Annotated in this window: 9 protein-coding genes; all 9 read right to left on the bottom strand. The window is 65.7% G+C overall.

What is annotated here, in order from left to right; translation table 11 throughout:
• Window positions 1–87: 87 nt before the first annotated feature.
• The 9 genes from IVA93_RS09080 to IVA93_RS09040 all read right to left on the bottom strand — a co-directional run bounded on the left by IVA93_RS09080 (window position 88) and on the right by IVA93_RS09040 (window position 11,687).
• A complete protein-coding gene (locus IVA93_RS09080) occupies window positions 88–1,074 on the bottom strand; it encodes a D-alanine--D-alanine ligase family protein (protein WP_018454242.1) in 987 nt (328 codons plus the stop codon).
• Between the two features lie 22 nt (window positions 1,075–1,096).
• Entirely contained in the window at window positions 1,097–2,017 is a 921-nt protein-coding gene (gene murB, locus IVA93_RS09075; RefSeq protein WP_247337758.1) for a UDP-N-acetylmuramate dehydrogenase, read from the bottom strand.
• A 4-nt stretch (window positions 2,018–2,021) separates the two neighbouring features.
• On the bottom strand, window positions 2,022–3,425 hold the full coding sequence (gene murC / locus IVA93_RS09070; protein ID WP_026232694.1) for a UDP-N-acetylmuramate--L-alanine ligase: 1,404 nt from the start codon (window positions 3,423–3,425) through the stop codon (window positions 2,022–2,024).
• 138 nt (window positions 3,426–3,563) lie between these two features.
• The gene (murG, locus tag IVA93_RS09065; RefSeq protein ID WP_018454239.1) at window positions 3,564–4,664 is read right to left on the bottom strand and encodes an undecaprenyldiphospho-muramoylpentapeptide beta-N-acetylglucosaminyltransferase; all 1,101 of its coding nucleotides are present in this window, start codon (window positions 4,662–4,664) and stop codon (window positions 3,564–3,566) included.
• 111 nt (window positions 4,665–4,775) lie between these two features.
• Window positions 4,776–5,927: a putative lipid II flippase FtsW gene (gene ftsW, locus IVA93_RS09060; protein ID WP_018454238.1), complete on the bottom strand. Its 1,152-nt coding sequence runs from the start codon at window positions 5,925–5,927 to the stop codon at window positions 4,776–4,778.
• A gap of 238 nt (window positions 5,928–6,165) precedes the next feature.
• Window positions 6,166–7,566, bottom strand: a complete 1,401-nt coding sequence (gene murD, locus IVA93_RS09055; protein WP_018454237.1) for a UDP-N-acetylmuramoyl-L-alanine--D-glutamate ligase — start codon at window positions 7,564–7,566, stop codon at window positions 6,166–6,168.
• Window positions 7,567–7,573: 7 nt separating this feature from the next.
• Complete coding sequence (gene mraY / locus IVA93_RS09050; RefSeq protein ID WP_007600847.1) at window positions 7,574–8,677, bottom strand: phospho-N-acetylmuramoyl-pentapeptide-transferase; 1,104 nt, start codon at window positions 8,675–8,677, stop codon at window positions 7,574–7,576.
• Window positions 8,678–8,838: 161 nt separating this feature from the next.
• Complete coding sequence (locus IVA93_RS09045; RefSeq protein WP_018454236.1) at window positions 8,839–10,218, bottom strand: UDP-N-acetylmuramoyl-tripeptide--D-alanyl-D-alanine ligase; 1,380 nt, start codon at window positions 10,216–10,218, stop codon at window positions 8,839–8,841.
• Window positions 10,215–11,687 carry a UDP-N-acetylmuramoyl-L-alanyl-D-glutamate--2,6-diaminopimelate ligase gene (locus tag IVA93_RS09040; RefSeq protein ID WP_018454235.1) on the bottom strand — a complete coding sequence of 491 codons (1,473 nt, stop codon included), beginning with the start codon at window positions 11,685–11,687 and terminating at the stop codon, window positions 10,215–10,217. The genes IVA93_RS09045 and IVA93_RS09040 overlap by 4 nt, the downstream gene beginning before the upstream one ends.
• Between the last annotated feature and the right edge of the window lie 12 nt (window positions 11,688–11,699).

Below are 11,699 nucleotides of genomic sequence, written 5' to 3'. Positions count from 1 at the left end.
GGCATTTATGCCGCAATATCCGGCATTTTACCGGTTTTGGGTTCCAAAACCGGCCGTTTCGCCAGTTCGGCCGTTAACCAGTCCTAATTATTTTCGCACACCGGCCACAGCGAGCTCGATCAGGCCGCGCAGGAAGTCGACGAACTCGATGCTCTCGGCCTTCAGCGCCTTGGGGTAAAGCGAGGACTTGGTCAGGCCGGGCAGCGTGTTGGTTTCGAGATAGACCAGCCCCTTGTCCGAGACGATGAAGTCCGAACGGGAATAGCCGGTACACGACATCGCCCGGTGCGCCAGCATCGCCTGGTGCTTCAGCGCGGCGGTGATTTCGGGTGCGAAACGGCCGGGACAGATCTCTTGGGTCGACTTCAAAAGATATTTCGCCGCGTAGTCGAAACTGCCCTCGCCCGGAATGATCTCGATCGGCGGCAGCGAGATGATCGAGCCGTCCGGCCGCTCCAGCACGCCGCAGGTCGCCTCGACGCCGGAGATGTAGGGCTCGATCACGTACTCTTCGTGCTTGGCCGCATTGCGAACGGCGACGAGATCCTGCTTGGCGTTGACGAAGATCAGGCCGTAGCTCGAGCCATCCCTGGCGGGCTTTGCGATCAGCCGGCCGTATTCGGCGAAGGCCTCGTCGATCTGGTCCAGCGCAATGTTGGCCGGCGGCGTCACGCCGCCGAGCGCGGCGAAATGCTTGGCCGCGATCTTGTCGAACGCGAGATGCGAGGAGGCCGAGCTCGATCCGGTGAACGGCACGCCGCGCGCTTCGCACATCACCTGCAATTCGCCGTTCTCGGCACGCCCGCCATGCAGGCCGAGCACCAGCACGCGGTCCTCCGCCCTGGCCTGGTCGAGCGCCTGCTCCAACGGAATGCCCGACGTGCCCGGCTTGAACTCGTCCTCGAACGGGCGGGCATGTTCGAGCAGCTGTTTGGACTGCACGACATGCACCTTGTCCTCGACGTCCCACCACCAGAGATCGGCCTCGGGCAGCGCCTGATGCAGCGCCTGGGCTGAGGCGACGGAAACCAGACGTTCGCGGTTGGAGCCGCCGAAGAGGATGGTGATGCGCATGTTCTCTCGTCGCTTGTCCAAATTAGCCGGGAATTCCGATCCGCTTGATTTCCCAGTGTAGCTCAATTCCGGAATTTGCCTTCACCCGTTCACGTACGGTCTCGCCCAGCGTCTCGATATCGTGCGCGGTGGCATTGCCCGTGTTGATCAGGAAATTGCAGTGCATCTCGGAGACTTCTGCACCGCCGACGCGCAAACCGCGGCAGCCGGCGGCATCGACCAGCTTCCAGGCGGAATGGCCGGGCGGATTCTTGAAGGTCGAGCCGCCGGTCTTTTCGCGGATCGGCTGCGCGGTCTCGCGATGGGTTTGCACTTCCGCCATGCGCGCGCGGATCGCCTCGGCATCCCCCATCTCGCCGCGAAAACGCGCGGAGGTGAAGACGATGGAAGCATCGACGCCGCTGTTGCGGTAGACAAACTTCATGTCGGCATTGGAGAAGATGTGCTTCGTGCCGTCGCGCCCGACGCCACGCGCCTCGATCAACACGTCCTTGGTCTCGCCGCCATTGGCGCCCGCATTCATGCGCAGCGCGCCGCCGATCGTGCCGGGAATGCCGAAGTAAAATTCGAGCCCGCCGATATTGGCCGACGCGGCGACTTCCGCCACGCGCTTGTCGAGCGCGGCTGCGCCCGCGGTGACGACATCGCCGCTCGCGCTCGCCTCGCCAAAGGCGCGCGGCGCAAGCCGGATCACCACGCCCGCCATGCCGCCGTCGCGCACGATCAGGTTGGAGCCGACGCCGACGACATAGACGGGAATGTCGCTTGCGAGATGCGCGAGGAAATAAGAGAGATCGTCCTCATCCGTCGGCGTGAACAGCACCTGCGCGGGACCTCCGACGCGAAACCAGGTGAGCTCGGCGAGCGACTGGTTCGCCAGCAGCCGGCCGCGAAGATCGGGCATCACGGCTTTGAGGTCGGGTGTGATGTCGGGGAAGCTCACTGCGCTACCCCAGCGCCTTCAATTCGCCGGGCAAGGCATACGCCCATTGCGTGATGTTGCCGGCGCCCAGACACACGACGAGATCGCCGGACTTCGCCACGCCCTTGACGATGCCAGCGAGATCGGACGCCGCGGGCAGCGGGATCACCTCGCGGTGGCCGTGGGCGCGCAGGCCCGCGGCGAAATGGTCGCGATCGATGCCTTCGATCGGCGTCTCGCCCGCAGCATAGACCTCGGCGACGATCACCGCATCCGCATCGTTGAAGCAGGTGCAGAATTCCTCGAACAGCGACTGCAGGCGGGTGTAGCGATGCGGCTGCACCACCGCGACGATCTTACCGTTGGTGGATTCCCGCGCCGCCTTCAGCACCGCCGCGATCTCGACCGGATGATGGCCGTAGTCGTCGATGACGGTGACGCCGTTCCACTCGCCGGTCTTGGTGAAGCGGCGCTTGACGCCGCCGAAGCCGGCGATCGCCTTGCGGATCGCCTCGTCCGACACGCCGAGCTCGCGCGCGACCGCAATCGCGGCGGTCGCGTTGGAGGCATTGTGGCGCCCCGGCATCGGCAGCATGAGATCGGAGATCTCGTGCACGGCGCCCGTCTTGCGATCGCGGAAGGCAACCTTGAACTTCGATCCGCCGCCCGTCGGGGTCAGGTCGACGAAGCGCACATCGGCCTGCGGATTCTCGCCATAGGTGATGATGCGTCGATCCTCGATCTTGCCGACAAGGGTTTGCACCACGGGATGATCGATGCACATCACGGCGAAGCCATAGAACGGCAGGTTCTCGACGAAATGGCGGAAGGCGTCCTGCACCGCCTCGAAGGTCTTGAAGTGATCGAGATGCTCGGGATCGACATTGGTGACGATCGCGACCTCGGTCGGCAGCTTCAGGAACGTGCCGTCGCTCTCGTCCGCTTCGACCACCATCCAGTCACCCGCACCGAGACGCGCATTGGAGCCGTAGGCATTGATGATGCCGCCGTTGATCACGGTGGGATCGAGGCCGCCGGCGTCGAGCAGCGTCGCGACCATCGTGGTCGTGGTGGTCTTGCCGTGGGTGCCGGCGATGGCGACGCAGCTCTTCAGCCGCATGAGCTCGGCCAGCATCTCGGCGCGGCGCACCACGGGGATGCGCCGTTCGCGCGCCGCCGTCAGTTCCGGATTGTCGCGCTTGATCGCGGTAGAAACCACGACGACCTCGGCGCCGTCGACGTTCTCCGCCTTGTGGCCGACCGAGACCCTCGCACCGTTCTTGCGCAGGCGGTCGAGATTGTAATTGTCGGAGGCGTCCGAACCCTGCACGGAATAGCCGAGATTGAGCAGCACCTCGGCGATTCCGCTCATGCCTATCCCGCCGATCCCGACGAAGTGGATAGGTCCGATCTCGCGCGGCAGTCTCATTGTGTATCCCGCAGTTCCCTTCGTCATGCCCGGGCTCGTCCCGGGCATCCACGAATCCTTACCACTTCTTGCAAGACGTGGATGGCCGGGACAAGCCCGGCCATGACGGCAAAAGTAGGAATTCCGGCCGATTTCGCGTCAGATTCCCGCGATTTTGGCCACCAGATCGGCCAGCCGCTCCGCTGCGTCGAGCCGGCCGGCGCCGCGGGCGGCCTGCGCCATGGCGGCAAGACGCGCGGGCTCGGCGGCGAAGGCGGAGATCTCGGCGGCGAGGCGATCGGAGGAAAACTCGGTCTGCGGAATGCGGATCGCACCGTCGACCTTGGCCAGCACGCCGGCATTGGCGAACTGGTCCTGGTCGATCGCGCCCGGCAGCGGCACCAGGATCGAGGGCCGCCCCATCGCGGCAAGTTCCGCCACGGTGCCGGCGCCTGAGCGCGACACCACCAGATGGTTGGAGGCCAGCCGTGCCGGAAGATCGGTGAAAAACGGCGCGAGCTCGGCCTTGATCTTCAGTCTGTCGTAGACCGCACGCACGCGCGCCATATCCTCGTCGCGCACCTGCTGGGTGAGGACGAGCCGGCTCCACAGCGCAGGCTCGAGGCGTTCGATCGCGCCCGGCACGATGTCGGCCATGATGCGCGCGCCCTGGCTGCCGCCGACGACGAGCAGGCGCAGCGGACCGTTCACTTCAGGCGCAGCATATGGCACGCCAGCTGCGGCGAGGATCGCCGGACGCATCGGCGTGCCGACCGTCGTGGTCTTGCCTGAAAGCGCCGGATCGCGATCGAGCACGCCGGGCAACGACGTCGCGATGGCTTGGACGCGGCTCGACAGGAACCGGTTGGCGCGGCCGAGCACCGCATTGGCGTCATGGATGATGCCGGGCACGCCGGCGAATTTTGCGGCGACCAGCGGCGGCAGCGTCGGATAGCCGCCGAAGCCGACGACGGCGACCGGCTTCAGTCGCTTGATCAGGCTGTAGGCGGACAGCGTGCCGGCCGCGAGCGTCAGGCCGGCATAGGCGAGCTGCAGCGGATTGCGTCCGCGCGCAGTCTCGCTCGAGACGACGTCGATCATGTCCTTGGTGAACAGTCCGCTGTAGCGCAGCGCGCGCTCGTCCGTGACGAGGCGGACGCGGAAGCCGCGCCGGATCAGCTCGACGCCGAGCGCCTCGGCCGGAAACAGATGGCCGCCGGTGCCGCCCGCGGCGAGAAGAATCAGGGGGGAGGTGTCCATGGTGGCGAGTTTTACAAGGACTCTTTCGTCATTGCGAGCGCAGCGAAGCAATCCAGACTGCCACCGCGGAGAGATTCTGGATTGCTTCGCTTCGCTCGCAATGACGAAAAACTATGCGTAGCTGCGCATCGCCTCGGCGTGGCCGCTCGCCTCGACTTCGGTGCGCGGGCGCAGCCGCGTCAGCGCGAGCATCATGCCGACACCATAGGCCAGCGACACGATCGAGGAGCCACCATAGGAGATGAAGGGCAGCGTCATGCCCTTGGCGGGGATGAGCTGGAGATTGACCGACATGTTGATGGCGGCCTGCACGCCGAACAGGATCGCCAAGCCCGAGGCCGCGAAGCGCGAGAACATGTCCTCGTTGGCATAGGCGCGCGACAGCGTCCGGATGACGACGAAAGCAAACAGTGCCAGCATCGCGAGGCACAGGATGATGCCGAACTCTTCGGCGGCAACCGCGAACACGAAATCGGTGTGGCTGTCGGGCAGGCTGCGCTTGGCGATGCCCTCGCCCGGTCCGAGGCCGAACCAGCCGCCATTGTAGAAGGCCTCCATGGCGGTATCGACCTGGAAGGTGTCGCCCGAGGCCGGATTCATGAAGCGCTTGATGCGGCCGGCGACGTGGGGAACAAAAAGATAGGCGCTGAACAGTCCGGCGGCGCCGAGGCCGGCGAGCCCGAACACCCAGATCATCCGCATGCCCGCGATGAAGAACAGCGAGCCCCACACCATCAGGATCAGCATGGTCTGGCCGAAGTCGGGCTCCATCACCAGCAGCGAGACCAGCATCAAGAGCAGCACCAGCGCCATCGAGGTCGCCGGCATTTCTGGCCGCCTAGTGGATTCCGCGAACAGCCAGGCGGCCATGACGACGAACGACGGTTTTGCGATCTCGGAGGCCTGGATATTGAGGCCGAGTAGCGTGATCCAGCGCCGCGAGCCCTTTACTTCGGGGCCGATCGCGAGCGTCAGCACGATCAGGACGATGCTGACCGCAAAGATGATCAGCGCCGAGCGACGGATCGCCCGCGGCGACAGGAAGGACACCCCGAGCAGCACGATGCAGGACGGCACCAGGAATAGCACGTGGCGGCTGAAGAAGTGGAAGGGATCGAGCCCGATGCGGGTCGCAACCGGCGGGCTCGCCGCCAGCGACAGGATCACGCCGGTCAGCATCAGCGCCAGGATGGCACCCATCAGCGGCTTGTCGACGGTCCACCACCACTCGGAAAAGGGGGTGCGTTCTTCACGGGAGAGCATGGCGGCCGCTTTCGGACAGAGATCGGTCCATTGGTCGCCGAGGTTGGTTACCGGGGGGTTAAGGAAACGGGGATGATTGGAGATGAAGGCGAGCGCTTACCTCAAATGCCCGTCATGCCCCGCGAAAGCGGGGCATCCAGTATTCCAGAGACGTCGAGGGTTCATAACCACAGCCGCGGCATACTGGATCACCCGGTCAAGCCGGGCGACGACAGCGGAGCAACAACCAGCAGCGTCCCTACACCACCGGCTTCATGCCCGGCAGCGCCTGCACCAGCTCGCGGAACCTGGTGCCGCGAATTTCGAAGTTGCGATACTGGTCGAAGGAGGCGCAGGCGGGCGACAGCAGGACGACCGCGTCAGCGATGCCTGACGCCTCCGCATCGCATGCGGCTTGCTCGACGGCGACGTCGAGGGTCTGGCTGATCTCGTGCGGCACCTTCGTGCCGAGCGTGCCCGAAAATTCCTGCGCGGCCTCGCCGATCAGATAGGCTTTTCGGATGCGCGGGAAGTAGCCGGTGAGGCCGGTGATTCCGCCGGCCTTCGGCTTGCCGCCCGCGATCCAGAAGATGTCCGAAAAGGACGACAGCGCATGCGCGGTGGCGTCGGCATTGGTGCCCTTGGAATCGTTGACGAACAGCACGTTGCCGCGGCGGCCGACCTGCTCCATGCGATGCGCAAGGCCGGGGAAGCTGCGCAGGCCGTTCTGCAAGACGTCGAGGCCGATGCCCATCGCGAGCGCGGCGGCTGCCGCGCACGCCGCGTTCTGCGCATTGTGCAAGCCGCGCAGAGAACCGATGCCGCCGAGCGCCGCGATTTCGCTGCGCGCGCCGCCCGAATTGCGCACGATATGGCCGTGCTCGACATGGATGCCGCTGGCCAGCGGATTCTTGACGGAGATCCGCACCACGTTCTTGCCGGCGCGATCGAGCCGGTCGGCGATATCGCGGCAAAAGCCGTCGTCGACGCCGACGATCGCGGTGCCGCCGGCCTGCACACCGGCAACGAGTCGCTCCTTCACCGCGGCGTAATGCGCGATGGTGCCGTGGCGATCGATGTGGTCTTCGCTGACATTGAGCAGAATGCCGACGGAGGGATCGAGTGAAGGCGTGAGGTCGATCTGATAGGACGACATCTCGATGACGTGGACGCGGCCCATGCCCGGCGGCTCCAGCGACAGGATCGCGGTGCCGATATTTCCGCCCATCTGGGTGTCATAGCCGGCGACCTTGGTGAGATGCGCGATCAAAGCCGTCGTCGTCGATTTGCCATTGGTGCCGGTGATGGCGACGAACGGCGCATCCGGCGCGTGCCGGCGCCTTTCGCGGCAGAACAGCTCGATGTCGCCGATCACCTCGATAGCGGCCTCGCGCGCCTTCAGCACGCTCCAATGCGGGACTGGGTGGGTCATCGGCACACCGGGCGCGAGCACCAGCGCGGCGAAATTCGCCCATGAGACGTTGCGCAAATCAGCCGTGATGAAGCCCGCTTGCGCGGCCTTGGCGACATTCTCGGCGCTGTCGTCGGCGGCGATCACCTCGGCGCCGCCCGCTTTCAACGCGTGACAGGAGGCGAGTCCCGAGCCGCCGAGGCCGAACACCGCGACCGTCTTGCCGGCAAAGGACGTGACAGGGATCATCGAGCGCTCACCGCAGCTTCAGCGTGGATAGGCCGGCGAGCGCCAGCATCACCGAGATGATCCAGAACCGGATCACGATCTGCGGCTCGGTCCAGCCGAGTTGCTCGAAATGGTGATGGATCGGCGCCATCCGGAAGATGCGTTTTCCCGTCATCTTGAACGACACCACCTGCACGATGACGGAGACCGCCTCCAGCACGAACAGGCCGCCGATCACCGCGAGCACGATCTCGTGCTTCACCGCCACTGCGATCGCGCCCAGCATGCCGCCGAGCGCGAGCGAGCCGGTGTCGCCCATGAAGATCGAGGCCGGCGGCGCGTTGAACCAGAGGAAGCCGAGGCCCGCGCCCAGCAGGGCGCCGCAGAGCACGGCGAGCTCGCCGGTGCCGGCGACATATTTGATCTGGAGATAGTCGGCGAACACCGCGTTGCCGGCGAGATAGGCGATCATGGCAAAGCTCGCGGTCGCGATCATCACGGGCACGATGGCAAGGCCGTCGAGACCGTCGGTGAGGTTCACCGCATTGCCGGCGCCGACGATGACGAAGGCGCCGAACACGACGAAGAACCAGCCGAAATGCAGCACGGTGTCCTTCAGGAAAGGAATCGTCAGCGCGGTCGACGCGGGATCGCGGTTCAGCCGCACCAGCGCGTAGCAGGCCACCAGCGCGATCGCCGCCTCGATCAGCAGGCGAAGCTTGCTGCCGAACCCGGTCGTGGTCTGCTTCGTCACCTTGAGATAATCGTCATAGAAGCCGACGAAGCCGAAGCCAAGCGTCACCGCCAGCACGATCCAGACGTAAGGGTTGAGCGGATTGGCCCACAGCACCGTGCCGACCGTGAGACCGGACAGGATCATCAGCCCGCCCATGGTGGGCGTGCCTTTCTTGGCGAGATGCGATTGCGGACCATCGGCCCGGATCGGCTGGCCCTTGCCTTGCCGGATGCGCAGATGGTCGATGATCCAGGGTCCGAACAGGAATACGAACAGCGCGCCGGTGACGACGGCGCCGCCGGTGCGGAAGGTGATGTAGCGGAAGACGTTCAGGAAGGTGCGAACGGCACCGAAGCCCGGAAATGTGTTGGAGAGCTCGATCAGCCAGTAAAACATTCAGACGGTCCTATGGCGCCTTTGCACGCGCCTTGATCTTGGCCTTGTCAACCTGCCTCACGCGCATTCGCTGGTCTTCATCATCGGGTCGGGCGACCTCTAAAGAAAACGAACGGCTTCGCGCCGGAAAGGGGATTCGGGAACAGCGCCTTCCAAGCAGTTTACGCCCTTGCCTGCAAGGCGGCCACTAGGCCCGGCACAAACTTGTTGACCCAGAACATCTTCTTGCTGCCCTTGACAACCACGACATCGCCTGCCCTCAGCAGATTTGCGACCTCGCCCGGCTTCAGCGTGACGGGGTCGTCGTGCCAACCGAGACCCTTGCCGGCTGGAAGCACCTCGAACAGGTGACGCATCAGGGGTCCGACGCAATAGACGCCGTCGATGCCGTCGAGATGCCTGGCGAGGTCGATGTGATAGGTTGGTGCGCCGTCGCCCAGCTCCAGCATGTCGCCGAGCACGGCAATGCGGCGGCCACCGGTCGTGTTGCGCGCCTGCAAGCTTTGCAGCGCGGCAGCCACGCTGGCCGGATTACCGTTGAAGCTGTCGTCGATCACGGTGACGCCACCGGCCGCCTGCTCGACGCCACGGCCGCTCATGATACCGACCCGGTCGAGCTTGATCGCAAGCGTCGCCGCATCGAGGTTGGCCGCACGGATCGATGCGAGCGCGGCCAGCGCATTCTGAACGCGATGCGGCGCGCCCGGCGTCAGGCTGAACGCGATCTCCTTCTTGCCGAGCGCGGCCACGACCTGCCAGCTGTCGCCGTGCGGCGCGTGCGCGACTTCATGCACCTCGGCTTTCTCGCCGAAGCGTATGACCTTGCCCTTCCAGTCCGGCGCCTTGATCCCGGCGGGCAGCACCAGCACGCCTTCCGCGGGCAGGCCGAGTGCAATCGACACCTTCTCGCGACGGATGGCTTCGAGCGAGCCGAGCTTCTCCAGATGCACCGGCTGGACGTTGACGACGAGCGCGACCGTCGGCCGCGTCAGTTCGCTGAGCCGCGCGATCTCGCCGGCCTGGTTCATGCCCATCTCGACGACCCAGAGATTGGCATCGGGGCGCGCATTGCACAGCGTCAGCGGCACGCCCCAGAAATTATTGAAACTCGACGGGCTGGCATAGGCATTGGGATAGGCCGCGAGGAATTCCTTGGTGCTGGTTTTGCCCGCGCTGCCGGTGAGCCCGATCACCGGCCCGTTGAAGCGCGCGCGTGCCGCGCGCGCAAGGCCCCAGAGGCCGTCGATCAGCGTGTCCTTCACGACGATCTGGGGAATGCGGATGCCCGCGATCTCGTGCGGCACGATCATCGCGACCGCGCCCGAGGCTTCCGCCTTGTCCGCGAACTCCCAGCCGTCACGCGCGCTGGCGAAGGCCGAGATGAAGCCGCCGCTCGGGGTGCCGCTCAGCGCGACGAAGAGGCTGCCCGGCTTCACCAGCCGGCTGTCCTGGGTGACGAAGTCGATCGGCGTGTCCGGGAACGATCCGGCGGCGCCCAGCGCGCGCGCCACTTCGGCCACCGTCCATATGGGCGCGCTCATGCAATCCTCGACGCTAATGCGGCGGCGACCGCCTCGTGATCACTGAAGGGCAAAACCTCTCCGCCGACGATCTGCCCGGTCTCGTGGCCCTTGCCGGCGATGAGCAGCGCATCGCCATCTTCCAATTCGGCGATCGCGGTGCGGATCGCCGCGGCCCGGTCGCCGATTTCGCGGGCGCCCTTGGCGGCGGCGAGAATTTCGGCGCGGATCGATTCCGGCTTCTCGCTGCGCGGATTGTCGTCGGTGATGATGACACCGTCGGCGTTGCCGGCGGCGATCTCGCCCATGATCGGACGCTTGCCGGCATCGCGGTCGCCGCCGGCGCCGAACACGACGACCAGCCTGCGCCTGGCGTAGGGACGCAGCGCCTGCAGCGCCTTGGCCAGCGCATCGGGCTTGTGCGCATAGTCGACGAAGATCGGCGCACCGTTGCGCTCTCCGACGCGCTCTAACCGGCCCTTGGCGCCTTCGAGATGTTCGAGGCTCGCGAACACGTCCGCGGCGTCGCCGCCGGTGCCGATGGCGAGGCCAGCCGACACCAGCGCATTCTCGATCTGGAACTCGCCGACCAGCGGCAGCCGGATCGTATACCGCTTGCCGCGATGTTCGAGCGCGAGCACTTGCGAAAATCCTTCGACCTCCGCACCGGCGAGACGAATGCCCTCGCCCGCCCCGTCGCCGTTGCGACCGACTGCCATCACGCGCAAGCCGCGCGAATTCGCAGCACTGATCGCCTCCGCCGAGCAATCATGATCGGCGGAGATCACGGCCGCGCCCCCCGGCGGGACAAGTTCGCGGAACAGCCTGAGCTTGGCCGCGAGATAATGCGCGACGGTCGGATGGTAATCCATGTGGTCGCGCGAGAGATTGGTGAAGCCGCCGGCGGACACGCGCACGCCGTCGAGGCGATATTGGTCGAGCCCGTGAGAAGAGGCCTCGAAGGCGAGATGCGTGACGCCCTCGCGCGCGATCTCGTCCAACTGCCGGTGCAGCGCGATCGGATCGGGCGTCGTCAGCGAGCCGTAGACGGTACGTTTCGGCGAGACCAGGCCGATGGTTCCGATACTGGCGGAGGCGTGCCCGAGCCGTTCCCAGATCTGCCGGGTGAATGCGGCGACCGAGGTCTTGCCGCTGGTGCCGGTCACCGCCGCAATTGTCGCAGGCTGCGCGGGAAAAAATCTTGCCGCGGCCAGCGCCAGCGCGCGGCGCGGATTGGCAACTGTGATGAACGGCACCTTGCAGCCGTCAGGCGCATGGTCGCCGACGACCGCCACCGCGCCTGCGGCAATCGCGGCATCGATAAAGCGCGCACCGTCGGTCTTGCTGCCCGCAAGTGCGAAGAAGAGATCGTCTGGCTTGACCGCGCGGCTGTCGAGCGCAACGCCGGTCACGTCGAGCGCCGCGACCGCGGGCTCGATTGCGGCGTCATTGCCCTGAACGTCCTGATCGAGGAGGTCGCGCAGCTTCATGGTCTTCCAGTC

The organism is Bradyrhizobium sp. 155, from assembly GCF_023101105.1.
GTDB classification, from domain to species: domain Bacteria; phylum Pseudomonadota; class Alphaproteobacteria; order Rhizobiales; family Xanthobacteraceae; genus Bradyrhizobium; species Bradyrhizobium canariense_D.
Note: the sequence above shows the minus strand (reverse complement) of the source record. Positions and strands in the feature narration are given on the sequence as shown.

Bases quoted from the DNA above. Each gene is read 5' to 3' on its own strand.
- murC (WP_026232694.1), bottom strand. From the start codon at position 3,425: ATGAGACTGCCGCGCGAGATCGGACCTATCCACTTCGTCGGGATCGGC.
- mraY (WP_007600847.1), bottom strand. From the start codon at position 8,677: ATGTTTTACTGGCTGATCGAGCTCTCCAACACATTTCCGGGCTTCGGT.
- murG (WP_018454239.1), bottom strand. From the start codon at position 4,664: ATGGACACCTCCCCCCTGATTCTTCTCGCCGCGGGCGGCACCGGCGGC.
- murD (WP_018454237.1), bottom strand. From the start codon at position 7,566: ATGATCCCTGTCACGTCCTTTGCCGGCAAGACGGTCGCGGTGTTCGGC.
- IVA93_RS09040 (WP_018454235.1), bottom strand. From the start codon at position 11,687: ATGAAGCTGCGCGACCTCCTCGATCAGGACGTTCAGGGCAATGACGCC.
- ftsW (WP_018454238.1), bottom strand. From the start codon at position 5,927: ATGCTCTCCCGTGAAGAACGCACCCCCTTTTCCGAGTGGTGGTGGACC.
- IVA93_RS09080 (WP_018454242.1), bottom strand. From the start codon at position 1,074: ATGCGCATCACCATCCTCTTCGGCGGCTCCAACCGCGAACGTCTGGTT.
- IVA93_RS09045 (WP_018454236.1), bottom strand. From the start codon at position 10,218: ATGAGCGCGCCCATATGGACGGTGGCCGAAGTGGCGCGCGCGCTGGGC.